Here is a 23,930-nt window from a genome sequence, read left to right as displayed (position 1 = left end):
CACGGGTGGTGTCAGGTGAGCCGTCGGCCGAGTTCGGTGATGGCCGAGGCGGTGGCGCTGAGGGGGAAGCGGGCGGCGTTGGTGCGGCCGGCCGCACGGAGCAATTCGAGCAGGCCCGGTGTGGTGCGGAGGCGGTTGAGGTCGTGGGCCGCGGTGGCGGGGGTGGTGAAGTCTGTGGCCATGCCGGTGCCGGCGAGGGCCTCGGTGAGGCCGGGGACGGGTTGGTAGAGGACGGGGAGGCCGCAGGCCTGGGCTTCGAGGGCGACGAGGCCCATGGCCTCCAGGGTGGTGGAGGGCACGGCCAGGACGTCGTGGTCGGCGAAGACCTTCCACAGCTGCTGTCGGCGGAACCAGCCGAGGTAGCGGACGTGGACGCCGTGCTGGCGGATGACCGGTACGAGATCCTGGAACTGGGACCGGGGCGCGGCGACGCTCAGCTCGATGGAGGGCGTGGCCGCGACGGCTTGGAGGAGGGGTTCGAGGCCCTTCTCTGAGCTCACGCGGCCTGCGAAGAGGACGCGCAGGTGGCTGGTGCGGCGTCGTGCGGGTCGGGGCGGGGGAGCGGTCAGGAGCTGGTCGGGGACGCCCCAAGGGATCTTCTCGATCCTGCGCCTGTCGGTCTTGGGGGCGAGCTTGAGCAGGCGGTCGGTCATCGCGTGGGTGGGGACGACGATCGCGTCGGCCGCGTTCGCTGCTTCGCGCAGGACGCGGAGCTGGGTGCTGTGGTTCTCGGCGTAGAGGAGGTCGGTGCCGTGGACGAACGCGATGCGGGGGTGGCGGGGGAAGGCGCGCAGGAGGGCCGGGGTGGCGCCGAAGGCCAGGTGGTGGAGGTGCAGCACGCTGATCTGCCGCGGGTCGACGGCGGCTGTGAGGGCGTGGCGGAGGTCGGTGACGTACCGGTTGAAGCGGTCGCCGCCGATGCACTTCCCGTTGGCGTGGAGGAGGTCGAGGCCGGCGGGCGTCTGGGGGCGGGGGCCGTCGGGGGCGAGCATGAAGGCGCGGGCGGGGACGGCGGGCCGCGCGCCGGTGTAGAGGTCGAGGAAGAGCTCGACGCTCCCGCCGGGGCTGGGGTAGGGCAGGTCGAGCGCGGTGGCGACGAGGCGGTTCACCGGCGTCCTCCAGGGTTCTCCTCGTAGAGGCGGGAGGTTTCGATGCCTTCGCTTGTGCGGTACTTGAGGCCGTGCTCCTGGTAGCTGGCCAGCGTGCCGTGGGTTCGGAGGAAGACGAGCTTGCCGAACGTCATGCCGGGCCGGACGCGCACGGGGAGGGTCGCCCTGATCTCCAGGGTCCAGCGGATGGCGTGGCCCTGGTGGCCGAGGGGCGCGGAGACGTGGACCCAGATGCCGAGGCAGCCGGTGGTCCGGTCGCCGTTGAGCAGTTGGGCGTAGGTCTCGGATCCGGTCCGCTCCAGGGTGTGGCCGAGGTAGAGGTGGCCGGGTTCGAGGACGTAGCCGTCGTCGGGGAGGGTGAGTTCGCGGAAGGCGGTGGGGGCGGCGGCGTCCAGGTCGCCCTGGCAGACGCGGAGGGTGCTGCCGAGGCGCCAGTCGTAGGCGTTGGGGGAGAGGCGGTCGGGATCGTACGGGTCGATGGTGATGTGGCCCGCGTTGCGGGCGGCAGCGATGGCCGGTCCGGTCAGGATCACGACGTCACCGCCGAGGGGTCGAGGTCGCGCCAGTAGGCGGAGGGCTGCGGCCCGGCGGACGCCTGGTACTTGCCGGAGTACAGGTCGATGGCGCCCTCGGAGACGAAGAACATGATCTGCCCAATCTTCATCCCGGCGTAGACGCGGACGGGGCGGGTCGGGGTGAGCATCAGGGTCCACTGACCGTGGAAGCCGATGTCGCCGATGGGCGCGGTGATCTCGACGAAGAGTCCGAGCCGGCCGACGGAGGAGCGGCCGAAGAGCAGCGGGACGAAGCGGTCCGAGCCCACTTCCTCCATGGTGTGTCCGAGGTACAGCTCGCCCGGCTGCAGGGTGTGGCCGTCCTCGCCGACCTGGACGCGGTGGGTGGGGTTGGGGCGGTGGGAGTCGAGGACGTCGTCCGTGTAGGTCAGCAGGGTGGGCCCGAGGCGGACGTTGTAGCTGTTCGGGTTGACCTGGGAGGAGGAGAAGGGGGCGATGCGCAGCCGCCCGTCGCGCGAGGCGGAGATGATCTCCGGACCGGTCAGGATCACTGGTCGTCTCCGTTCGTCAGGGTGCTCCGGATCGCCGAGCCCAGGCTCAGGCCGGCGGGACGAGGCAGGCCGCCCAGGCAGCTGTCGGCCAGGTAGTCAGTGGTCAGCACGCTCGTCAGCCCGGCCGGAAGCGGGTCGGGAGAAGTGACGAGTGGCCCGACCCTCTCGGCGAGGTGGGCGAGGAGGGCTTCGGTGTCGTGGCGGTGGGCCGGTGTGATGCGGGCCTCGACCAAGGAGTTCGCGAACGGCTCGACGGTCAGCAGATCGCCGGTGGTCAGGACTTCGCCCAGGACCGTGGTGCGGAGGGCGGTCTCGTTCAGGACGACGGCGTCCCTGCCCAGGCCGCTCCGGAGCCGGTCGGCCAGGTCTTGGACCAGGGCCCGGCGATCGAGCTGTCCGTTCCGGTACGGTTCCGCGATCCGGCCCAACGGCTCGGCCAGCTGTGCGTCGAACGCCGCGATCTGGTCCCGTACGGAGGCCAGCTCGGGCGGCAGGACGGACGGGGTGGTGTCCGCGGTATCGGAGAAGAGGGCGGTCCGGCCAGCCCAGCGGTCGGGCGTGTACGTGGCGACGGCGTAGCCGACGCTGAGCTCGCGGCCCTTCAGGACGAGGGTGCTGCCGATGCGTGCGGGGCCCGTGTGATCGCTGTGGCAGTGGCCCGCGAAGATCACGTCCAGGAAGGGGCAGGCTTCGGCGAGCCCGAGGTCCTCCTCGAAGCCGGAGTGGCTGAGGAGCACCCAGGAGTCGACCTCGTGGTAGTGCGCCAGCATCAGCTCGCGCAGGGCCTTCACAGGCTCGACGGCCCGTTGCCCCGGCCGTTGGCTGGCGGGGATCGAACCGAACGCCTGGAGCCCGATCACCCCGGTGACGGCCGTACGCCAGCCTCCGATCTCCACGACGTGCAGCCGCCGGAAGAGCGAGTTGCCGGTCGAGTCGTCGACTGCGTTCGCGCAGACAGTCCGCTGGTGCAGCGCGGGTTCGAAGTTGTGCGTCCAACCGTGGTTTCCGGGGGCGATGACGTCGTACAGGCCGAGCAGGACATCTCGCTCCAGTGCTCCCTGGCCGAGCCGGTAGTAGCCGGTGCCCTCGAAGAAGTCGCCGCAGTCCACCAGCAGGCTGTCAGACCGTGCCTCGTGGAGGTGGCCGAGGAAGGAGGCGCCGGCGCCGAGGGCGGAGTGGACGTCCGTGGTGGCGAGGATCTGCCGAACCGAACGGCCCGCGGTCACGGGGCGACCTCGCAGATGTCGGCGCCGAGCTGGAGCAGCTTGCCGGGCAGGTCGGCGTGGCCGCGGCGCAGCTGTGAGACTCCGCCGAGGGTGGTGATTCCGCAGGCGGTCAGGGCGGCCACCATGAGGGCGGAGCCGGTGCGGATGTCCGTGGCTTCGACACCGGCTCCGGTGAGGCGCTGCGGACCGGTCAGGCGGCACTCGGTGGGCGAGATCTCCTCGATGTCGGCCCCGAGCCTCGCCAGCTGTGGCAGCAGGTTGCCGTGACGGCCGGGGTTGATCGAGTCGGCGAACAGATGGGTTCCGGGTCGGCCAAGGGCCAGGGCCATCAGCGGCGGCTCGAAGTCCGCGTCCAGGCCCCCAGGAGAGAGGGTGGCGATGGCCCGCAGCGGCCGGCCCGTCGGGCCGGCGTTGCTGCCGTCGACGAGGAGCGCCTCGCCCCGCACCGATGTGGGGATGCCCAGCCGCTGGAGCGCCGCCTGGAACGGCACGAGGTCCCGGCCGTGGATGCCTTCGATCCGTGCTTTGCCGCCGGTGGCGGCGACGGCACAGGCGAGGGTTCCCGCCTCGACCTTGTCGCCCGGCACGCGCCAGGTCGGAATCTCGTCGGCGAGCGTGGGTGCCGGATCGAGGGCGAGGAGCCGGTCGCTCACCTTGGCCTGCCAACCCGCCGAGCGGAGTGCATCGAGCACGGTCAGGACTTCCGGCGAGAGGTTCGGGCGCCCCAGGCGCAACGCCTGGTCGGCGACGACCGCCCGCAGCGCTGCGGCGATCGTCGCGCCGCGCGACCGGAAGGGCAGCGCGTGTGAGACCGTGCCGCCGCTGCCCTGGCCGCTGGCCTCGACGGAGTACCCGGCGTCCTGGATGGTGACGTGGTCGCCGAAGGCCTCGTACACCTTGAAGTGCAGCTCCATCCCGCGCTGACCGATCCGGCAGCCGCCGGGCCACGGCAGCCGGGCAGTGCCCCGTAACGCGAGGAGGGCGGGCACCAGGTAGTACGAGGCCCGAATGGCCGAGGCGCGGGTCAGGTCGAGAACGGCGGGCGCGTGTTCGGGCGCCATGACCAGCAGGGTGTCAGGCCGTCCGACCGCTCGGGCCACGTGCCAGCCGGTCCCCTGGAGGAGGGCAACCATCGCCTGGACGTCGGCGCTGGCCGGAACGTTCTCCAGCTGGACGTTCCGACGTACGGCTGCCGCGGTCGCCAGCATGGGAAGGGCGGCGTTCTTGGAGCCGTCGACGGTGACGGAGCCGGCGAGTGGACTGCCGGGGCGTACGGCGATCACTTCGGCGTTCGAGGCCGAAGCTCGGGTGAGTGCCACGATCAACTCCTTCGGTCGAGAGGTTGGGGGAAGACGGAGGTTGTGGGGCGGGCGGCGAGGTCGAACTCGGCCCAGCAGGACTTGCCCGAGCCGTCTTGTTCGACGCCGTGCTCGTCGGCGAGAGCAGCAACGATCAACAGACCTCGCCCGTGCTCGGCGTCCGGGTGGCCGGCGAGCTTCCGGGGGACGGCCGCACTCTGGTCGCGGACCTCGAAACGCAGCCGGTCACCCCATAGGCGAGCAGTGATGGATGCGTATCCAGCGCCTCCGTGCCGGACGGCGTTGGCCAGGAGCTCGCCCGCCACGGTCTCCGCTCCGTGCAGTTCGCCGGTGACCGCGCCTCGGCGCCAGCCACTGACCTGGTCCATCACCGTGCGTCGGGCGCGGGCGGCGCCTTCGGGTGTACCCGTCACCGGCAGGGTGACCTCGTGCACTTCCATGGGGGCCTCCTGGAGGGGTGCGGTTCCACCACGCAAGCGGTTCAGGGGCGCTGCCCGCGACGCCGTGGGCAGGGCGTGCATCGTCCATGCAGGTTCTGCATGGCGGGCAATTTCCCTACCGATAGGCTTGGTTGAGCAGGCAGGATCGGTCTCGGCAGAAGGGGCCGTGGCGCAGATGGCCGACACACAGGGCGAGGCGCACCGCATCGGTGCACTGATCCGCCGGGCAAGGGTCTTACAGAGCCGCTCACAAGCGGACGTGGCCGCCGAACTGGGTTACCACCAGTCGAAGATCAGCCGCCTGGAGGGCGGCCGCGGAACCGACGACATCCGGGTCCTCCGCGACGTCGCCCGGGTACTGCGGATCCCGCCGGTCCAGCTCGGGCTCGCTGACGCCGGGCCGGAAGCAGAGCCCCCCGATCCGGAGACAGACGACATGCGCCGCCGTACCTTCCTCGCCGCCGGCGTCACCGCACTGGCCGCCCCCGTGCCCGCCGCGCACCCGGCGCTGGTCCAGGCCCTCCTGCCCGGCGTGCTCGCAGCGCCGGCGGCGGAGCCGGCCTCCACGGACCGGCTCCGTCTACGTGCCACCGCCATCCGCAGGCTCCTGACCACGTGCGACTACGCGGAGCTGGAGCGTACGCTTCCCGGCCTGATCACGGATCTGCGCCATGCTCTCGGCAGCTCGTCGCGGCCCGAGGAGGTGTCCCGCTTCCTCGCCACGGCCTACCAGACCTCGGCCAGCCTCTTCCTCAAGCAGGGTGACGCCGGAACGGCCTGGCTGGCCGTCGGCCGCGGCATGGCGGAGGCCGAACGCTTCGGCGACCCCCTCGTTCTCGCCGCCAGCGTCCGGCTCCACGCGCACGTCCTCGTCCGAGAGAAGCACCCCGGACAAGCCGTCACGCTGATCCGGCACACCGCTTCCCAGCTCACCGGCTCGTACGACCGTCGCTCTCCGCACCACCTCGCCGTCCTGGGGCTGCTCCTGCTGCGCGGAGCCACGGCCGCGAGCCGTGTGGACGACCGTGCCGCCACCGGGGAGTTCCTCGCCGAAGCAGAGGAGGTGGCCCGGTACGTCGCCCTCGACCGCCCGGACGCCTGGGCCAACTTCAGCCCGACGAACGTCACCCTGCACCGGATCAGTGCGGCGGTCTCCTTCGGCGACGCGGGCATCGCCCTCGACGCGGCCCGCCCGCTCATGCACGCCACATCCCGGTCCCCGAGCGCCGTGCCGCGCTCTGGATCGAGGCAGCCCGCGCCTATGCCCAGCAGGGTCGCTTGGCTGACGGCTACCAGGCCCTGCGGATCGCCGAGACCTGCGCCGCCCAGGACGTACGCCGTCCCGCCGTCCGCGAGCTGGTCGCCGACATGGCCACGCGGGACCGCCGTCGTACGCTGCCGGAGCTCCACCACTTCAGCCGCCGACTGGGAGTCCCCGCGTGACCGAGCCGCAGTCCAAGCCCTTCCTGTACGTCGTCGTCTGCGCCGCCGGGATTGCCGGCGACGTCGGCAGACTGATCACTACAGCGCAGGAACGGGGCTGGGAGGTCGGGGTGATCGCCACGCCGCAGGGTTTCGAGTTCCTCGACACCCGGGCGGTCGAGGAGCAGACCGGGTATCCGGTCAGGTCCGCCTGGCGTTCGCCCGGCGAGGCGCGGACCTACCCGCGGGCCGATGCCATCGCGGTCGCGCCGGCCACGTTCAACACGGTCAACAAGTGGGCCGCGGGCTTCGCCGACAACCTGGCGCTCGGCATCCTCTGCGAAGCCCCCGGTATGGGCGTCCCCACGGTCCTCCTGCCCTACGTGAACACCGCGCTCGCCGCCCACCGGGCCTACCGGCGCAGCATCGACGAGCTCCGGGAGATGGGCGTGCTGATCGGCAGCTACGAGCCCCACCGCCCGAAGTCCGGCGGCGGGGCCGACCGCTTCCCGTGGGAGGAAGCGGTCGATCTGCTTGCGCCGCTCCTCCATGCCGGGGCCGAGCCGCAGTGAACGTGTCGGCACCGCCTTTCGGGGCAGCCGGCCCACCCGATCTGGAGGAGCAACGTGGAGCAGCAGAACGCTGAGGGCCGACCGGCCATCGCAGCGGCCGTCGTGGTGTTCGAAGGCCGCGTGCTCATGGTGCGGCGACGGGTCAGTGAGGGGCGGCTCTCCTGGCAGTTCCCGGCCGGTGAGATCGAGCCGGGCGAAGCCCGGGAGGAGGCCGCCGTACGCGAGACCCTGGAGGAGACCGGCCTCGCCGTGAAGGCGCTGAAACCGCTGGGGGAACGGGTCCACCCTGACACCGGCCGCTTGATGTCGTACACGGCCTGCGAGGTGGCCGGCGGCCACGCGCACGTCGCGGACACCGACGAGCTGGCCGAACTCGCGTGGGTGGCCCACGCTGACATCTCCGAGTACGTCCCGTACCGCCTGTTCGAGCCGGTGCAAGAACACCTCGACGTCGTCCTGGAGCGTTAACGCGGACCGACCGCGCGCATGGGGACAACACGCGGGGACGGTGGATCTCGGGGAGCTCGGTGGGGCAGGTACTAGCCGTCTTCGAGGAGCTGGTCGGTGGCGTCCTGGACGCGCGCGGAGGCCCGGCCGACTGAGTCCAGTACGGCCTCGAGTTGGATGTCGGTCGGTCGGCCGCCGGAGTTGACGGCGCGGGTCAGCTGGTTCAGGTTGTTGCCGATCTGACCGAGGTGCCTGCGGGCAGCGAACAGCTCGGTGACGGTCTCGCGACGCCCGGCGATGACCGCGGCGCTGGTGTGGGGGTCGTGGGCCGCGTTGAGGGCGGCTTTGGCGAAGAAACCGGCGACGGTTACGCCGACAGTCCTGGCGGCGGACGCGACAAGCGCGTACTCGGCGTCGTTCATACGGACGCTGCACACTTTGGAGCGTCGGCTGTTTTTGTGGGTACGGCGTCGCGTACGGGGCTCTGGAGGGGGAGCGGGGGTGTACGTGGCTTCGCACGGAGGCTGTTGCTCTTCTCCCGGCTGTGTCCGTCCGGCGGTCGCAGCCTCCTCGTCAGGCGTCCCCCGGCGCCGGACGAGGCTCCGTCCCCCTGGGGCGGAGAGCCCTTTGGACACTCCGCCGATGGTGGAGTGTCCAAAGGGATAACTTGCTCCGTCTCGGGCTTGGGTAGGAGCCGCCTGTCGCTGGTCGTGGGCATCTGTGGCAGTGGGGTCGTCGTGCAAGAGCGTGCCTCCTGTTGGTCGGGCTGGAACGGCTTGGGTGCTGCGGGGGTGGGGCGTACGACCACCTCGCTCCGCGATGGATGCGCGGGGGCAGCGCGACTTTCGGGCGGGGTCTACGCGGCGTTCGCTTGGCCGCTGTCGAGTTCGGCCTGGACCTGTCGGGTGATCTTGTTCCGGCGGTCCTTGCCGATGGGGAGGCCGCGCGCGCGGACAGCCGTCTCAATGTGGCGGCTTGACGCGCGTCCTTTGAGTCCGAGCGGGGCGGTGAGGGCGATGGCGAAGAGCTCGTCGTCGGTGGCGGCGGGCTTGCGACCGGTGCGCTTTTTTGGCGGGACGTGGGCTTCCGCCACTTGATCGGTCTCTTCCGCCACATCGCCTGACGCGTCCTGTCCGGCGTCAGCCGGAGTGGGGCTGTCACCCTCGTGGCCCGAGTGCCGTTCCGGGTCCGGGAGCTCCGGTGTGGCGGAGTGCCCGCGGCGACGGCCCAGGTCCGCGGGATGCGCTGAGGGTTTCCCCACCGGACGGCGACTGTGGCGGGGCTCCTCGGCCGCGACGTGGCGGTGGATCTGCCGCATGAGGACGCCGAAGGCGAAGAGCGCGGCTGCTGGAGGGACAGCGGCGACGACGTAGTCGAGGGCCGGAGCCGGGGCGTCATCCGTCCTGCTGACGCCGGCGACGTTCAGGGCTATGGAGCCCAGCGCCCCGGCAGCGGTGAGCGCGATTGCCCACCCGTCGGTTTCCCGGCGGAGGCTGGCGCGGAGCATGAGCACTTCGCCGGCGACGATGAAGGCATCGAGCGTGGCGGGCCATGCCCACTGGCGGGTGGGGGAAGTCCCGAGGCCGTGCCGCCCCGCGACTTCGGCGAGGTGAGCGTAGGAGAGCCAGAAGCCCGCGGCGGTGAGGGCGACGATGACGCAGCCTGCGACGGCGAGGGCGTACCGCTCGGCCGTCTGCGTGCGGTGGGAGCTGGTGGTCAAGCGGGTGGTGCTCCAAAGTCTGGGCGCGTTCAAGCGGCGGGGGAGGTGCGGCGGCGGTCGGGCCCGTCGAGGATGACCCGGTGGGTCATCTCGGAGAGGCGGGAAGCGACGCGGTCGCCGAGGGCGGTGCGGAGCATGGGGATCGGGAGGTTGGTCGTGAGCAGGGTGGGGCGCAGGTACTCGTACCGGTGGTTGATCAGCCGGTAGGTCAGCTCCTCCGTCCACTCGCTGCCCTTGGCGGCGCCGAGGTCGTCCAGGACCAGCAGCGGGCAGCTGGCCAGTGTGTGCAGTTCACGTTCCGCGTCGAGTCCTGGGCGCGGCCTCAGGCGGGCGTACAGGTCGGCGGCGGTGACGGCTTCCCAGCGCAGGCGGACGCCGGCCGCGAGCAGGCTGCGGACGGCCCCGTAGGCCTGGTAGGTCTTGCCGGTGCCGGTGGGGCCGACGATCAGCAGCGATGGGCCCTCTGCGATGCCCCGTGTGCCGGACGGGCCGGGGCGCCCGGCACACGCGATCTCGTCCACCCAGGCGGCGACCTCGGGGTGATCGGCGAGGGCCTGCCGGTAGCGCGGAGGGATGCGGGCGTCGGCCAGTGCCAGGGACGTGACCGGTTGGGGCGCGGGCTCCGGTTCCTGCGAGTCCATGACGGACGGGTCCATGCCCCGGCGGCGCAGGATCCCCGCCATGGCCCGGACGACGTGGTCGGCGGGCTGCGGGAGGGCGGTGGTGATCAGAGGGCACCCCCGTAGGCGGCGGCGACGTCGGTGGGGTTGGTCCAGGGGCGGTGCGCGGCGGTGGGTGTGGAGGCACCCGCGTTCATGACCTCGTGTACGAGGCTGGGCAGGGTCTTCGGGTGGAGGCCCTTGGCGCGGTGGCGGTCGAGACCTGCTCGTACGTGGGCGGGGGCGATGCCCTCGTCGAGGAGCTTCTTGGCCTCCTGCCCGAGTTGGCCGAGCACGCTGGAGGGAGGGCGGTGCTCGCAGGCCGCGGCGTACTCGGTGATGAGGCCCTTTGCCGAGACGGTCTGGGGCGCGGGGGCGCTCGCGCCCCCCAACGGGGTAGTTCCTAGATCCCTGTTCCTAGGTCCTAGATCCGGACGCTGAGGGCTCACGTCAGGCTCAGTGAGCCCTCCCTCAACCGGCTGTGAGGGCTCACTGAACTGCCCTTGACCTGTGGATTCCCTGCTCATGGCGGGTTCCCTGGCTGATGCCTGACCCGTCACGGAGGACTCTGTGACGGCTCCGTGCACCGGCAGTGAGGACTCACGCGGTACGCCGAGGTCGTGGTGCGGGCAGGACGGGATCCTGCTGATGCTGGGGCGGTTGATCTTCTGGTGGAGGGCGAAGGCGACGACGTGCAGGTACTGCCTTCCGTCCTCGCCCTCGTAGCGGCAGATCAGGCCGGCCGCGTCGAGCTGCGTCAGGTCGTCCTCGACTTCGACCGGGCCGTGTTCGCGGCGCAGCGACCACAACTGTCCGGCGATGACGGCGGCCTGGTCGCGGATGCGGCCCTTGTCGTCGGCTTGGGTGAGCAGGCCGAAGAAGGTCCGCTCGGCGCTCAGTGACACGGCCGCCAGGGACTCGGAGGCGAAGGCCTCGGGCTTGATGGTGCGGATACGGGCGATGGAGATCGACCGCCTTTCGAAAAAAAGGGGCAGGGAAACCGGCGGAGCCGGGGTGCGTGGACAACACAGCCACACCCCGGGCCCAGAAGTCCAGACCTGACTCAAGCGGCCGTGAAAGGTTTTCCGGTCGCACGACCGTAAACCCGAAACCCCGGTCGGCGAAATCGCCCGCGATATTGGATGTAGGGGATCGCTCACAGCAGACGGGGAATGTCTTCCCTAGCCTCCGGCGGGCAAGCTACAACACACCAATGCCGCCACGCCCTCTCGAAATCGGACCCGCCGGACGCGCCGCCGCCCAGGCCATCGAACGCACCCGCGCTGCCCGTGGTTACTCCCAGCGCCAGCTCGCCGCCCGGGTCACCGCACTCGGTCGCCCCATGACCTTCACCGCACTCTCCCGCATCGAACGCAAGGTACGGCGCTGCGACATTGACGACCTCGTCGCCATCGCCGCAGCCCTCGGAGCGCCGCCGCACGCGCTCCTCGCTGCGCCATCGAGCCGCCCCGAGTCGCTGCGGGTGGGCGGAATATAGCCGACGATCCCCGGTTTCCGAAACCGGGGATTCTCCGCACCATTGGTGGTCCCTGGAGGCCGCTGCCCCTGTGTATGGCCAGTGGTCTATTTTCCCGTCCCCTGCGTAAGGAATCTCGCTTGTCCGTCGTCGATCCGATTTCCTCTGTCGGTGCCCCCGGATTTCGTCACCGTTCCACCGTCGGCCGTGCGTTTCTCGGGGTTCAGGACACGGCCGCGTATCTCGGTATTTCACCCAAGACGCTTTACGTCTGGCGTCACCGGCGGCAGGGTCCGCCCAGTTTCCGGATGGGCGCCCGCGGGCGGGTGACGTACAGGGTCGATGCGCTCGACGCCTGGATACGTGCGCAGGAGCAGGCGGACTCCCGCTCCAACCTCGACCTCAACCCCGTGAGCGCCACACCGAAGCGGCGCGCTGCCTACTCGGCAACCGTCTGACGGCTTCCGGCCGACCGTCCCGAACCCCTAGCTGCAAGGAAACACTTGGCCGGCTACATCGAAGACCGCTGGATCAACAAGAAGAAGGACCCCGTCACCGGCAAGCGCGAGCGCACCGCCCGGTACGGCAAGGGGAGTCGGTATCGGGTCGCGGGCATCCCGGGCGTCCGGGGCATGTCGTTCGACACCCTGGAGGACGCCAAGGCGTGGCTCCGCCGGGCCGGCACCGACAGCGAGCGGGGCGAATTCGTCGACCCGCGCGACGGCTCCATCACCATCGCGGACTACGTCTCGTGCCACTGGCAGGCGGGCGTGCGGGGAGCGCCGGGCACGGTCAAGCGGGTGGACGAGCGCGTGCGCCTCCACGTACTCCCGCACATCGGTGACGTCGCGCTGCGGGATGTCACCGCGTCCGTCCTGCGCGGCTACATTGCCACGCTCGAAGGCGAGTGCGCACCGCGCTACGCCCGGCAGATCCTGACCACCCTCTCGAACGTTTTCGAGACGGCGATCGACGACAAGCGCCTGGTCCGCAACCCGATGCGCGCCAAGTCGGTGCGCTGGCCCAAGGCCCCGGAGGACCAGCGGGAGGCTTGGCCGCTGGAGACCGCGCAACGGGTGCGGGACGTCGTCAACCAGCGGTACCGGATCGCCGTCGTCGTCGCTCTCGGGTGCGGGCTGCGCCAGGGGGAGGTCTTCGGGCTGTCGCCGGCGGACGTCGACTTCGAGCGCGGCCTCATCCGCGTCCGCCGACAGGTCCAGCTCCTGTACGGCCGCCTGTACTTCACCCTCCCCAAGGGCGGGAAGACCCGGGTCGTCGACATGCCGCCCTCGGTGGGCGCCGAGCTGCGCGCGCACTTCCTGCAGCATCCGGCCGTCGAGGTCGAGCTGCCTTGGGGCGGCCCCGAACCCGATCGGGAGAAGCGCTCCTTCCCGCTCGTCCTGACCACGACCTACGGCAACGCGATCCGCGCCAACATCTTCAACGACGAGGTGTGGAAACCCGCCCTCGCGAAGGCCGACGTGATCCCCCTGAGGGAGAAGGGCCAGCGCTGGAAGGCCTCACGCAAGGACGGCTTCCACGTACTCCGGCACACCTACGCCTCCGTGATCCTCGAGGCGGGTGAATCCGTCGTCACCCTCGCCCGATGGCTCGGCCACTCCAGCCCGACCATCACCCTCGACCACTACGCCCACTTCATGCCCGAGGCCGGCGGCAAGGGCCGCGCGGCAGTCGATGCGTTGCTCGGTGTGGCCCCTCAGTACGTCCCAGACGACTTTGCCCTTGCCTGAGAACGGGTGGCACAGCACATGCTGTGCCACCCGTTCTCGTTGGTGGGTCAGGCTCTGTGTCTCATGCCGCTCGACGCCACGGCAGGCGGGGGTGCCGCGCGGGCAGTCCGAGCAGTTCATGCAGGGCCTTGCCCTCGTGGGCCCATTGGGCGAGTCGGTCGCGGTCGACCCAGTGGACTCCGTGGCGGTCGCCCCAGGCCATGGCGTCGCGGGTGAAGGAGCCGTTGGTGACGACGACCGCGTGGTCCGCCCTGTGCGCGGGACCTGCTGTGCCGTTCACCTCGTACATCACCGACGAGCCGACCTTGCCGCCGACGCGGGTGTGCTTCGCCTGCACCACGATCCGTCCGAGGGGTACCAGGACGCCGATCACGTCCGCGGCCTGGTCCCCGCCCCGGCCCACCTTCGTGGCCGCCCAGCCGTCGCGGACGAGGAGGTCGCGCAGCGCATACTCGAACTGCTGGTCATCCATTGCGTCCAACTCAGGCAAGGTGATGCGCAGGCGAGCCAGCCTCTCGCTGTCCGCGCGGTTCCGGCGCGAGCGCCGCATCCGGAGGCAGGCCAAGCCGGTGGCGAGGGCTAGACCGATCAGGGCCAGCAGCGGCCAGCTCTCGGCGGCCTTCGCAAGGAGGCGCGATGCGGCCTGAGCCAGGGCGACCGCGACCGCGAGGGCAACGGCTGCCGCACCCAGGACGTCTGCGGTACTGCGCGGTCGCCACCGGGTGCTTCTCCGCCGCCGGGCCGTCACTGCCCGCCCGCTGGCGCGGAGACGCCGGGCTTCGGCGCGGGCTGCTGCTCGGCGGAGCTGTCGCCGAACCCGAAGATCTGGCCCCAGAGCCACACCGCCGCACACAGGCCGGCGATGGCCCAGACGCTCAGGCCCTTGGCGGATTTCGGGCCCGGCTTGCGGCGCAGGTGGCTTCGTACGCGCACGTATCCGTCCGGAACCTTCGGCATGCTGAATCCCTCCCCATCGGTCCGCGCCGTGCGGACCTCCAGATCGGTTGTAGCGGCGGCCACTGACAGAAACTGATGCACCGTCATGATCGTGTGGGCGGCAAGGGTGCAAGTCGGCCATGTCTTCGGGAATGTCCGGGCGCCTGCACGGTCCGCTGGCCTGCGCCTAGACCTTTCGGCCGTGTGCCACGCTGCGGAATCGCAGGGTGCACCGAATGGCCATTTCCCGCGGAGTGCGGTCAGCAGCGACTGCGCCGGGCGCCGCCCCCGTTGAGGCGACGACGCCGAGTCCGGGCGACCCCTTGCCGCGCATACTCCCCAGATTCTCCCCAAGGGGCCCCTTGGAGTGCGGTCCGCGGTTCGCTTACGCTAAGTCGATCAAGACTCTGTGCTGGTTCGCTACAGCCAGTCGCGCTTCTTGAAGATCACGTACAGGCTCGTGCACACCACTGCCATCAGCAGGATCGCGAAGGGGTAGCCCGCGGCCCAGTGCAGTTCGGGCATGGTTTCGAAGTTCATGCCGTAGATCGTTCCCACCAACGTGGGTGCAAACAAAATCGCGGCCCACGAGGAGATCTTCTTGATCTCCTCGTTCTGTTCGAAGCCCGCCTCCGCGAGCGCTCGCATCTCCGCGTTCTGCTGCTGCGTCACCAGCGTCGCGTTCACCGTCAGGATCTCCGTCAGGGCCTGGCGGAAGCCGTCCACGCGCTCGCTGGTGTGGGTGACGTGGTCGGCCACGTCGCGGAGGTAGCGCTGGAGTTCCTCGTCCGTGCCGTACTTGGCGAAGCCCGCCATCAGGCCGTGCAGCATGCCCACCAGGGGGCGGGTGGCGCGCTGGAACTCGACCATCTCCCGGGAGAGTTCGTAGATGCGCCGGGAGACCGCCGGGTCGCCGCTGAAGACCTCGGTCTCGATCTCGTCGATGTCGTTCTGGACGCCCTCGACCACCGGGGCGTAGCCGTCGACCACCGCGTCGAGGATCGCGTACAGGACCGCCTCCGGGCCCAGGGCCAGGAGGTCGGGGTCCTCCTCCATGCGGTGACGGACCGCCGAGAGGTCCGGGGCCGCGCCGTGGCGGACGGTGATCACGAAGTCCTGGCCCACGAAGACGTGCAGCTCGCCGAAGTCCACCTCCTCCTGGGCGTCCAGATAGCGGGCCGCGCGCAGGACGACGAACAGGGTGTCGCCGTACCGTTCCAGCTTCGGGCGCTGGTGCGCCTCCAGGGCGTCCTCCACCGCGAGCTCGTGCAGATCGAACTCGCCCGCCAGCGAGTGGAGTTCGGACTCGGTCGGGCGGTGCAGGCCGATCCAGGCCATGCCGTCCGGGTACTCGCGCAGCCGGCGGAACGTCTCGGCCAGCGTGGCGGGGGAGGCGACCCGGCGGCCGTCCCGGTAGAGAGTCGCCTGCACCACGCTCGGCGGGTCGGCCGGTTCGGACCCGGTCTCGCGCGACTCCGGCGGCGTGGCCGGCGGTTCCGGCCGGCGGCGCCAGGCTGCGCGAGGGTGGCGCTCCGACATCGTGGGATCCCTCTTCGTCCATGATCGGGTCCAGGGTCTCCGGGCAGGATATACGCGCCGGGTTGCCGCAGCGCGTCGACGCAGGCCGCGCGCATCCGGCCTTGCGGACCGTAGCTGTCCGCAAGTCTGGGTAGCGTGCTGTCCATGGCCTCCACGACGACGAACCCCGTCCTCTCCACCCGCGCGCTGGGCCGTGCCACGCTGGCCCGCCAGCTGCTCCTGGCCCCCGCGGCCATGTCCGCCGAGGACGCCGTCTCGCACCTCCTCGGTCTCCAGGCCCAGAACACCAAGCCGCCGTACTACGCGCTCGCCGCCCGCCTCGAAGGCTTCCGGCCCGAGGAGCTCTCCGACCTCATGGAGTCCCGCCGCGTCGCCCGCATCGTCACCATGCGCTCCACCATCCACACCCACACCGCCGAGGACGTCTTCACCCTGCGGCCCCTGGTCCAGCCCGCCCGCGACCGCGAGATCGGCATCTTCCGCGAGGGTCTCGTCGGCGTCGACCTCGACCGGCTCTCCGCCCTCGCCCGCGAGCTGGTCGAGGAACGGCCCCGCACCCCGAAGGAGATCCGCGAAGCCCTTCTCGTCGAGTGGCCGGACGCCGACCCCCAGTCCCTCGGCATCGCCGCGCGCTGTCTGCTGCCCCTCGTCCAGGTCACCCCGCGCGGACTGTGGCGCAGGAGCGGGCAGGTCTGTCTGACCACCGCCGAGACCTGGCTCGGCGACGCGTACGAAGCCGCCGAAGCCGCCCGCGAGGACGCCGCCGAGGCCGAGGCCGGTCTCGACGCCACCGTCCTGCGCTACCTCGCCGCCTTCGGCCCCGCCTCCGTCAAGGACATGCAGACCTGGTGCGGCCTCACCCGCCTCCGTGCCGCCTTCGAGCGCCTGCGGCCCGAACTCGTGACCTTCCAGGACGAGAACGGCGTCGAACTCTTCGACCTGCCCGACGCCCCGCGCCCCGACGAGGACACCCCGGCCCCGCCGCGCTTCCTCCCCGAGTTCGACAACCTGCTCCTCTCGCACGCGGACCGCGGCCGCGTCGTCGCCGCCGAGGCACGCAGCCGCACCTGGAAGGGCAATCAGGCGTACTGCGTCTTCCTCCTCGACGGGCTGCTCGCCGGTCTCTGGCGCCTGGAGGAGGCCAAGGAGCGCACCACGATGACCATCCAGCCCTTCGGCCGCACGAGCAGGGCCGAGCGCGCCGAGCTGGCGGCGGAGGCCGAGCGGACGCTCGGGGTGACGGCCCGGCCGGACCTGCCGTACGAGGTGGCCTTCGGGACGGTCGAAGGGTGAGCGGCCGGCCGCCCCTACGGCAGCGCCCCCGCCCTGCGCGCCGCCACCACCGCCTCCACGCGCGTGTGCGCTCCCAGCTTCCGCATCGCCGAGCGCAGGTACCCCTTCACCGTCTCCGGCCGTAGTCCCAGCCGTGACGCCGCGCCGGCGTTCGTCGCGCCCCTGGCCACGGCCGCCAGCACGTCCAGCTCGCGCGGCGTCAGCGTCACACCGGGGGTCCCGGCAGGCGCCGTCGACGCCGATTCCAGGCGGCCGCAGACGGCCAGCAGCCGTTCCCTGAGCTCGGGGTCCTCGATCCGCGGCGCCAGCTCCCGCAGCTCCCCGTGCGCCTGCCGGACCTCCTCCCAGGACGGCCCCGAGGCCGGTCCCGAGGGCGCCGCCGACAGGAGCTCCCGCACCTCGTCCCGCACCGCGAGCGCCTGCTCCAGGTCCCTGGCCGCGGCCACCGCCGCGTCGGCGACGCGCTCGCCCAGGGGCAGCGAGTCCCGCAGCGCCCCGTACAGCACGCCCCGCACCTTGCGCCGTACGACGACCGGCACCGCGATGACCGAGCGCAGGCCCTCCGCGGACACGGGGGCGTCGTACTCGTGCGTGATGTGCCGCGCCGACGCGTAGTCGACGACCGCGCACGGCCGCGCCAGCGCCAGGCACTTCCCGCCCAGGCCGCTGCCCGCGGAGATCGCGAGCCCGTGCAGCGCCGGCGTGACGGCTCCGTTCAGCTCCGAGATCCGCAGCGGTCCGCTCTCGTGCAGCAGCCCGCCGAAGACCACCTGGAGCCCGGTGGCGCGGCGCAGCCGCAGCAGAGCTCCGCGCATCTCGACCGCTTCCGTCCGCTCGGGCACGGGACCCTCCTTCACCCCCGAACGGGGGTAGTGAGACCTGGGTCACTGATTACACGATGTCCGTGACCGGTCCCGCAACGAGGAGGACACATGACGGCTACCACCGCGACGGAGAGGTTCCGGGCCGCCCGCGACTTCCTGCTGCAGCATCGCGAGGACTACGCGACGGCCTACGAGGGCTTCGCCTGGCCCCGTCCGGACCGGTTCAACTGGGCCCTGGAATGGTTCGACGTCATCGCGGCGGGCAACGACAGGACGGCCCTGCACATCGTCGAGGAGGACGGCGCCGAGACGAGGGTGAGCTTCGCCGAGATGTCCGCCCGCTCCGACCGGGCCGCCAACTGGCTGCGCGCCCGCGGCGTCCGGGGCGGCGACCGCATCATCGTCATGCTCGGCAACCAGGCCGAGCTGTGGGAGACCGCGCTCGCGGCCATGAAGCTGCGCGCCGTCGTCATCCCGGCCACCCCGCTGCTCGGCCCCGCCGACCTGAGGGACCGCGTCGAGCGCGGCCGGGCCCGGCACGTGATCGTGCGCGCCGAGGACACCGCCAAGTTCGAGGACGTACCGGGGGAGTACACCAGGATCGTCGTCGGGGGCGAGCGCGCGGGCTGGCTCTCCTACGAGGGGGCGTACGAGGCGTCCGACGTCTTCGAGCCGGACTGCGCGACCCGTGCCGACGACCCGTTGATGCTGTACTTCACCTCCGGTACGACCGCCCGGCCGAAGCTGGTCGAGCACACCCACACCTCGTACCCCGTCGGCCATCTGGCCACCATGTACTGGATCGGCCTCCAGCCCGGCGACGTGCATCTGAACATCTCCTCGCCGGGCTGGGCCAAGCACGCCTGGTCCAACCTCTTCGCCCCGTGGAACGCCGAGGCGACGGTCTTCATCCACAACTACACGCGCTTCGACCCGGCCCGTCTCATGCGGGAGATGGAGCGGGGCGGGGTCACCTCCTTCTGCGCGCCGCCGACCGTCTGGCGGATGCTGATCCAGGCGGACCTGACCCAGCTCGCGAGCCCGCCGCGGGAGGTCGTCGCGGCCGGTGAGCCGCTCAACCCCGAGGTCATCGAGTCCGTACGGCGGGCGTGGGGCGTCACCATCCGGGACGGCTTCGGCCAGACCGAGACCGCCGTCCAGGTCTCCAACAGCCCCGGCCAGCGCCTCAAGGAGGGCTCCATGGGGCGCCCCAGCCCAGGCTTCCGGGTGACGCTCGTCGACCCCGTCAGCGGGCGGGCGGACGTCGAGGAGGGCGAGATCTGCCTCGACCTGTCCACCGATCCGGTGGGCCTGATGACCGGCTACCACGGCGACCCGGAGCGCACGGCCGAGGCGATGGCCGGCGGCTACTACCGCACCGGCGACATCGGTTCCCGTGACGCCGAGGGGTACATCACCTACATCGGGCGCGCCGACGACGTCTTCAAGGCGTCCGACTACAAGATCTCGCCGTTCGAGCTGGAGAGCGCGCTGCTGGAGCACGAGGCGGTGGCCGAGGCGGCGGTCGTCCCGGCCCCCGACCCGCTGCGGCTCGCCGTCCCCAAGGCGTACGTCGTGCTCGCGGACGGCTGGGAGCCGGGCGAGGAGACGGCGAGGACGCTCTTCGCCCACTCGCGGGCGGTGCTCGCGCCGTACAAGCGGGTCCGGCGCATCGAGTTCGCGGAGCTGCCGAAGACGGTGTCGGGCAAGATCCGCCGGATCGAGCTGCGCGAGCGCACGGCCAAGGGCGAGGGCGTCGAGTACACCGAGGGGGAGTCGGCATGAGTCTGTCGTACGCGCACGGCGCGAGCCCGACCGAGCTGCTCGGCGACACCATCGGGGCCAACCTGGAGCGGGCCGTGGCGACCTGGCCGGAGCGCGAGGCGCTGGTCGACGTCGCGACCGGGCGCCGCTGGACCTACGCCCGGTTCGGCGCGGACGTGGAGAGGCTGGCGGACGCGCTGCTCGGCAGCGGGGTCGCCAAGGGCGACCGGGTGGGGATCTGGGCGGTGAACTGCGCCGAGTGGGTGCTCGTCCAGTACGCGACGGCCCGCATCGGCGCGGTGATGGTGAACATCAACCCGGCCTACCGGGCCCACGAGCTGGAGTACGTGCTCAACCAGGCCGGCGTCTCCCTGCTCTTCGCCACCCCGGAGCACAGGACGAGCGACTACCGGGCGATGGTCGAGCAAGTCCGGGACAACTGCCCCGACTTGCGGGAGGCCGTCTTCTTCGGCGAACCGAGCTGGGACGAGTTGACCTCCCGTACGGCCGGAGGGCTCCGTCCGGAGGCGCTCTCCTGCGACGAGCCGGTCAACATCCAGTACACCTCGGGCACCACGGGCTTCCCCAAGGGCGCGACCCTCTCACACCACAACATCCTCAACAACGGGTACTTCGTGGGCGAGATGATCGCCTACACCGAGCAGGACCGGATCTGTGTCCCGGTGCCCTTCTACCACTGCTTCGGCATGGTGATGGGAAACCTGGCGGCCACGTCGCACGGCGCCTGCATCGTCATCCCGGCGCCCTCCTTCGACCCCGGGGCCACCCTCCTGGCGGTCGAGCGGGAGCGCTGCACCTCGCTGTACGGCGTGCCGACGATGTTCATCGCGGAGCTGGGCCTGCCCGACTTCGCCTCGTACGACCTGTCCACGCTGCGCACCGGGATCATGGCCGGCTCGCCGTGCCCGGTGGAGGTGATGAAGCGGGTCGTCGCCGAGATGAACATGGCCGAGGTGTCGATCTGTTACGGCATGACCGAGACCTCGCCGGTCTCCACCCAGACCCGGCGTGACGACGACCTGGAGCGCCGTACGGGCACGGTGGGGCGGGTGATGCCGCACGTCGAGGTGAAGATCGTCGACCCGGGCACCGGTCTCACGGTGGAGCGCGGGACCGCGGGAGAGCTCTGCACGCGCGGCTACAGCGTGATGCTCGGCTACTGGGACGAGCCGGAGAAGACCGCCGAGGCCGTCGACGCGGGCCGCTGGATGCACACCGGGGACCTGGCGGTGATGCGCGAGGACGGCTACGTCCAGATCGTCGGCCGCATCAAGGACATGATCATCCGCGGCGGGGAGAACGTGTACCCCCGCGAGATCGAGGAGTTCCTCTACGGGCACGAGAAGATCGCCGACGTCCAGGTCGTCGGTGTCCCCGACGCCCGCTACGGCGAGGAGATCCTCGCCTGTGTGATCCCCCGCGATCCCGCCGACCCGCCGAGCCTGGCCGACATCACGGAGTTCTGCCGCGACCGTCTGGCGCACTACAAGATCCCCCGCCGGGTGGAGGTCCTCGGGGAGTTCCCGATGACCGTGAGCGGCAAGGTGCGGAAGGTGGAGCTGCGACAGCGGTACGGGTGAGCCTCCCGGGCTCCTGGGCTCCGGGCTCTAGGGGGAGGGCGCCACGGACCGGGGGGCAGGCTGCTCCGCCAGTTCGCGCCGCATGCAGACCCGGGGCCAGGTCGCCAGGCCGTGGGCGGCCTCGGCCGCCCGGATGGCCCGGAGCCCGGCGGTGAGCTCCGGGTCGGTCTCGGCGAGGGGACGGAAGCCGAGGCGGGTGTAGTACGGCGCGTTCCACGGCACCTCGGAGAAGGTCGTCAGGGTCAGGGCGGTCAGCCCCCGCCCGGCCGCGTCCGCCGCGAGATGATCGATGAGGAGGCGGCCGATGCCCCGGCGGGCGGCGGCCGGGTGCACCGACACCTGCTCGATGTGGGCGGCCCCGTCGACGGTGTCCGTCAGCAGGTACGCCAGGGGGCGGTCGGCCTCGTCGACGGCCACCCAGGCCCGGCCGGCCCGTCGGTAGCCGTCCAGGACGTCCAGCGGCAGGGGCTCGTCGTCGGCGATGACCGCCATGCCGAGGGTGCGGAAGGGTTCGCCCGCGGCCCGCTCGATGTCCTGGAGCAGCGGGAGTTCGGCCGGTGCGGCCGCTCGGATGCGCATGGTCCAGTATGGCGCGCGCTCAGTCCGAACCGCCGCCCCCTCCGCCACCTCCGCCGTCGCGCGCGCTCCAGCCGTCTCCGCCGCCGTACCGGCTCCGTCCGGTGGCGTAGCCGTCCGTCCCGCCGCCCCGGCCCAGCAGCCCGCCGTCACGCGAGAAGCGGGGCAGGAAGAGGGCGAGCGCCGGGTCGCCGTAGAGGGCGACGTACAGCAGGACCAGGTTGCCGTCCGTGACCTCGCGGCGGTGTGCCGGCAGCGGATGCCGCTCCCGCAGCCCGGCCAGCAGCCGACGCGCGGCGCGGGTCGTGGGCGGAAGGAACAGCAGGACGGACGCGGTGCCGGCCGGCACGGCCCCCAGTCCCAGCGCGAGGGCGAGTCCGGCGCCGGACGGGCGGGTGATCAGCAGGCCGGCCGCCACCGTCGCCACCGCGCAGACCAGCAGTGCGCGGGCGAGGCGCAGCCTGCCGTACGGGCGGAGGAGCCCCGCCCGGCCCAGCTCGGCGCTCAGCGCGTCGACGGCCCGGCGTGCCCGGGGCTGGGACGCCAGCACCCGTATCCCCAGCGCCCGGCGCAGTGAACTGTGCACGCCGAGCTGGACCGGGTCCCGCGTCCGGCCGGGCCCGCCGTTGGCCCGAATCGTGCCCTTCCGGCCGGCGGCCACCGCACCGCGCTGGTGCAGCGCGACCAGTGCCACGACGACCGCGGCCCGCGGTCCGCCCCGGAGCAACGCCAGTGCCTGCGGGGCCAGTTCGGCCCGCTCCGGGCTGCGGGTTCGCAACAGTGCGAGCGCGAGCAGGAGTTGTCCGCAGGACGCGCCGATGAACCACCACGTGTCCGCCCCCATGACGCCCCACCCCCCGAGGGTGTTGTGCCCGCGAGAGCGTGATCATCACGCGTGAATGGCCGAAATCTGAGGTTCTTTTGAGGTCTTCCCGGCCGTCGCCCGACGGTGGGGGCTCAGGCGCCCGTGGTGATCAGTTCGTCCGCCGGGGTGTTCACCGGCTGGGGCGTTCCGGTGAGGTCGAGGACGAAGAGCGGGATGCCGAGTTCGTCGGCGCGGGAGCGGGCGTCCGGGGTGTAGCCGGCGAGCGAGAAGAAGACGCTCACGGACGAGCTGCTGAGTCCGTTCAGCCAGAGGCACTCGACCGCCCGCAGCGCGGCGGGGCGGGTGCTCGGATCGACCTGGGCGACGAGCCCGGGGGCCCGGAGGTCGACCCCGGACGCGGACCGCTCCTCGGGCTGGACGACGTTCCGGAATCCGAGCCAGCGCAGGTATCCGGCGGACGTGGCGACCGCGTCACGGGCGGTGCGGATGGTCACGGGACGGAACGAGGGCCTGGGCGCCGCGGGGTGCGGAGCGGTCGGCGGCAGCGGGATGTGCGTGGGGTAACGGTCGGTGAAGGCCCGGTTGCGTCCGGCTCCGCGGCCGCGGCTCGCCACGTCGTGGAGGTCGTCCTCCGCGCCGGCCCGGAGGTCGTCCTCGGGGTCGGCCGGGTGGTCGTCCTCGGGGTCGCCCTCCGAGCCGCTTCGGAGGTCGCCCTCCGGGAGGGCGTCGGCGTGTGCCCCCGGGGCCGGTTCCGCGCCGTCCGTCCCGGTGGCGCGGGACGCGGCGCCCTCCGCCCCTTCCCCGGCGGGGTCGCCCTGGGTGCCGTCGGGCCGTGTCCGGGCCTGGGCGCCGGTGTCCGTGCCGTCCGGCCCCGTCCCGGGGGCGGAGCGGCCTTCGGACCCGAGCGGGCCGGGTGCCGCGTCGGGGGCCGGACCCTCCGGTCGGCCCGCGCCGCGGGGTTCCGGGCTCGGCCGCTCGGGAAGGGTGCGTGCCGGCCCCGGGATGCCCGGCAGCGAGGCGACGTCACGGAAGCCCGGCTCACGGACCGGGACGCGCAGGACGGTGCCGCAGGCGCAGCCCAGCTCCGGGTGCGGCCACTCGTCCTCGCGCCCGCAGGAGACGCAGCGCACCGCGACCCATTCGTCCGTCCAGTTGCGGTGCGTGACCGGCTCGCCCGTCGCCCCGGGTATCACCGGCGGCACCACCGGCGTCCCACAGGCGCACGGGAAGACCGGCGCAGCGTACGGCTGCGTACGGAGGCATTCCGGGCAGCGCACCGGCACCGACTCACCCACACCGAAACCCACGCCGAACCCCCTGTCGTCCCGCCCCCATCGTCCACCAATCCGCCACGGGAAGGGAG

24 protein-coding genes and 2 pseudogenes are annotated in these 23,930 nt (G+C 71.8%); 9 read left to right on the top strand and 17 right to left on the bottom strand.

Going from position 1 to position 23,930, the window contains the following annotated elements:
• Window positions 1–11: 11 nt before the first annotated feature.
• From AB0D99_RS11305 to AB0D99_RS11280, 6 genes are read right to left on the bottom strand one after another with little or no spacing between them, the layout of a single operon-like run.
• Window positions 12–1,109, bottom strand: a complete 1,098-nt coding sequence (locus tag AB0D99_RS11305) for a glycosyltransferase family 4 protein (RefSeq protein ID WP_362359020.1) — start codon at window positions 1,107–1,109, stop codon at window positions 12–14.
• On the bottom strand, window positions 1,106–1,642 hold the full coding sequence (locus AB0D99_RS11300) for a deoxycytidine triphosphate deaminase (RefSeq protein ID WP_362359018.1): 537 nt from the start codon (window positions 1,640–1,642) through the stop codon (window positions 1,106–1,108). Before AB0D99_RS11300 ends, AB0D99_RS11305 begins: the two co-directional genes overlap by 4 nt.
• A complete protein-coding gene (gene dcd / locus AB0D99_RS11295) occupies window positions 1,639–2,175 on the bottom strand; it encodes a dCTP deaminase (protein WP_362359016.1) in 537 nt (178 codons plus the stop codon). The genes AB0D99_RS11300 and dcd overlap by 4 nt, the downstream gene beginning before the upstream one ends.
• Complete coding sequence (locus tag AB0D99_RS11290) at window positions 2,172–3,401, bottom strand: metallophosphoesterase (protein WP_362359014.1); 1,230 nt, start codon at window positions 3,399–3,401, stop codon at window positions 2,172–2,174. Before AB0D99_RS11290 ends, dcd begins: the two co-directional genes overlap by 4 nt.
• Window positions 3,398–4,684 (bottom strand): UDP-N-acetylglucosamine 1-carboxyvinyltransferase, encoded by a 1,287-nt coding sequence (locus AB0D99_RS11285; protein WP_362359111.1) that lies wholly within the window; start codon window positions 4,682–4,684, stop codon window positions 3,398–3,400. The genes AB0D99_RS11290 and AB0D99_RS11285 overlap by 4 nt, the downstream gene beginning before the upstream one ends.
• Before the next feature lie 38 nt (window positions 4,685–4,722).
• Window positions 4,723–5,160, bottom strand: a complete 438-nt coding sequence (locus AB0D99_RS11280; RefSeq protein ID WP_362359012.1) for an ATP-binding protein — start codon at window positions 5,158–5,160, stop codon at window positions 4,723–4,725.
• Window positions 5,161–5,335: 175 nt separating this feature from the next.
• Between AB0D99_RS11280 and AB0D99_RS11275 the strand changes: the two are divergent.
• From AB0D99_RS11275 to AB0D99_RS11265, 3 genes and pseudogenes are all read left to right on the top strand, one after another.
• Window positions 5,336–6,603, top strand: a pseudogene (locus AB0D99_RS11275) (helix-turn-helix transcriptional regulator).
• On the top strand, window positions 6,600–7,154 hold the full coding sequence (locus AB0D99_RS11270) for a flavoprotein (protein ID WP_362359010.1): 555 nt from the start codon (window positions 6,600–6,602) through the stop codon (window positions 7,152–7,154). The pseudogene AB0D99_RS11275 and the gene AB0D99_RS11270 overlap by 4 nt, the downstream one beginning before the upstream one ends.
• Window positions 7,155–7,208: 54 nt before the next feature.
• Window positions 7,209–7,622 (top strand): NUDIX hydrolase, encoded by a 414-nt coding sequence (locus AB0D99_RS11265; protein ID WP_362359008.1) that lies wholly within the window; start codon window positions 7,209–7,211, stop codon window positions 7,620–7,622.
• Window positions 7,623–7,693: 71 nt separating this feature from the next.
• On the opposite strand, the gene mobC is transcribed toward AB0D99_RS11265, so the two are convergent.
• The 4 genes from mobC to AB0D99_RS11245 form a co-directional block, all read right to left on the bottom strand.
• On the bottom strand, window positions 7,694–8,023 hold the full coding sequence (mobC, locus tag AB0D99_RS11260) for a plasmid mobilization relaxosome protein MobC (RefSeq protein ID WP_362359006.1): 330 nt from the start codon (window positions 8,021–8,023) through the stop codon (window positions 7,694–7,696).
• 434 nt (window positions 8,024–8,457) lie between these two features.
• Window positions 8,458–9,321: a DUF2637 domain-containing protein gene (locus AB0D99_RS11255; RefSeq protein WP_362359005.1), complete on the bottom strand. Its 864-nt coding sequence runs from the start codon at window positions 9,319–9,321 to the stop codon at window positions 8,458–8,460.
• Between the two features lie 29 nt (window positions 9,322–9,350).
• The gene (locus AB0D99_RS11250) at window positions 9,351–10,004 is read right to left on the bottom strand and encodes an ATP-binding protein (RefSeq protein WP_362359003.1); all 654 of its coding nucleotides are present in this window, start codon (window positions 10,002–10,004) and stop codon (window positions 9,351–9,353) included.
• A 44-nt stretch (window positions 10,005–10,048) separates the two neighbouring features.
• On the bottom strand, window positions 10,049–10,942 hold the full coding sequence (locus AB0D99_RS11245) for a hypothetical protein (RefSeq protein WP_362359109.1): 894 nt from the start codon (window positions 10,940–10,942) through the stop codon (window positions 10,049–10,051).
• 251 nt (window positions 10,943–11,193) lie between these two features.
• Here AB0D99_RS11245 and AB0D99_RS11240 point away from each other — a divergent pair, with 251 nt between their 5' ends.
• The 3 genes from AB0D99_RS11240 (at window position 11,194) to AB0D99_RS11230 (ending at window position 13,208) form a co-directional block, all read left to right on the top strand.
• Window positions 11,194–11,478 (top strand): helix-turn-helix transcriptional regulator, encoded by a 285-nt coding sequence (locus AB0D99_RS11240; protein ID WP_362359001.1) that lies wholly within the window; start codon window positions 11,194–11,196, stop codon window positions 11,476–11,478.
• 119 nt (window positions 11,479–11,597) lie between these two features.
• Entirely contained in the window at window positions 11,598–11,915 is a 318-nt protein-coding gene (locus AB0D99_RS11235; RefSeq protein ID WP_362358999.1) for a helix-turn-helix domain-containing protein, read from the top strand.
• A 45-nt stretch (window positions 11,916–11,960) separates the two neighbouring features.
• On the top strand, window positions 11,961–13,208 hold the full coding sequence (locus AB0D99_RS11230) for a site-specific integrase (RefSeq protein WP_362358997.1): 1,248 nt from the start codon (window positions 11,961–11,963) through the stop codon (window positions 13,206–13,208).
• Window positions 13,209–13,269: 61 nt separating this feature from the next.
• Here the strand turns inward: AB0D99_RS11230 and AB0D99_RS11225 are convergent, their stop codons facing one another.
• The 3 genes from AB0D99_RS11225 to AB0D99_RS11215 all read right to left on the bottom strand — a co-directional run bounded on the left by AB0D99_RS11225 (window position 13,270) and on the right by AB0D99_RS11215 (window position 15,683).
• Entirely contained in the window at window positions 13,270–13,899 is a 630-nt protein-coding gene (locus AB0D99_RS11225; protein WP_362359107.1) for a restriction endonuclease, read from the bottom strand.
• Window positions 13,900–13,952: 53 nt separating this feature from the next.
• Window positions 13,953–14,165, bottom strand: coding sequence for a hypothetical protein (locus AB0D99_RS11220; RefSeq protein WP_362358995.1), 213 nt, complete (start codon window positions 14,163–14,165; stop codon window positions 13,953–13,955).
• Window positions 14,166–14,564: 399 nt separating this feature from the next.
• Entirely contained in the window at window positions 14,565–15,683 is a 1,119-nt protein-coding gene (locus AB0D99_RS11215; RefSeq protein ID WP_362358993.1) for a magnesium and cobalt transport protein CorA, read from the bottom strand.
• Between the two features lie 144 nt (window positions 15,684–15,827).
• Between AB0D99_RS11215 and AB0D99_RS11210 the strand changes: the two genes are divergently transcribed.
• A complete protein-coding gene (locus AB0D99_RS11210; RefSeq protein ID WP_362358991.1) occupies window positions 15,828–16,976 on the top strand; it encodes a winged helix DNA-binding domain-containing protein in 1,149 nt (382 codons plus the stop codon).
• Window positions 16,977–16,990: 14 nt separating this feature from the next.
• Here AB0D99_RS11210 and AB0D99_RS11205 read toward each other — a convergent pair whose 3' ends face one another.
• Window positions 16,991–17,818, bottom strand: a complete 828-nt coding sequence (locus AB0D99_RS11205) for a LuxR C-terminal-related transcriptional regulator (protein WP_362358989.1) — start codon at window positions 17,816–17,818, stop codon at window positions 16,991–16,993.
• 90 nt (window positions 17,819–17,908) lie between these two features.
• Here AB0D99_RS11205 and AB0D99_RS11200 point away from each other — a divergent pair, with 90 nt between their 5' ends.
• A complete protein-coding gene (locus AB0D99_RS11200; RefSeq protein ID WP_362358987.1) occupies window positions 17,909–19,585 on the top strand; it encodes an AMP-binding protein in 1,677 nt (558 codons plus the stop codon).
• Entirely contained in the window at window positions 19,582–21,165 is a 1,584-nt protein-coding gene (locus tag AB0D99_RS11195; RefSeq protein ID WP_362358985.1) for an AMP-binding protein, read from the top strand. Before AB0D99_RS11200 ends, AB0D99_RS11195 begins: the two co-directional genes overlap by 4 nt.
• A 27-nt stretch (window positions 21,166–21,192) precedes the next feature.
• Here AB0D99_RS11195 and AB0D99_RS11190 read toward each other — a convergent pair whose 3' ends face one another.
• From AB0D99_RS11190 to AB0D99_RS11180, 3 genes and pseudogenes are all read right to left on the bottom strand, one after another.
• Complete coding sequence (locus AB0D99_RS11190; protein ID WP_362358983.1) at window positions 21,193–21,744, bottom strand: GNAT family N-acetyltransferase; 552 nt, start codon at window positions 21,742–21,744, stop codon at window positions 21,193–21,195.
• A gap of 19 nt (window positions 21,745–21,763) precedes the next feature.
• Window positions 21,764–22,585 carry a TIGR04222 domain-containing membrane protein gene (locus tag AB0D99_RS11185; protein ID WP_362358981.1) on the bottom strand — a complete coding sequence of 274 codons (822 nt, stop codon included), beginning with the start codon at window positions 22,583–22,585 and terminating at the stop codon, window positions 21,764–21,766.
• 113 nt (window positions 22,586–22,698) lie between these two features.
• A pseudogene (locus AB0D99_RS11180) lies at window positions 22,699–23,100 on the bottom strand (hypothetical protein); the annotation flags it as partial.
• Window positions 23,101–23,930 lie beyond the last annotated feature (830 nt).

Source organism: Streptomyces sp. NPDC047971, assembly GCF_040653355.1.
Lineage (GTDB): Bacteria > Actinomycetota > Actinomycetes > Streptomycetales > Streptomycetaceae > Streptomyces.
This window is presented reverse-complemented; position numbering and strand designations above follow the sequence as displayed.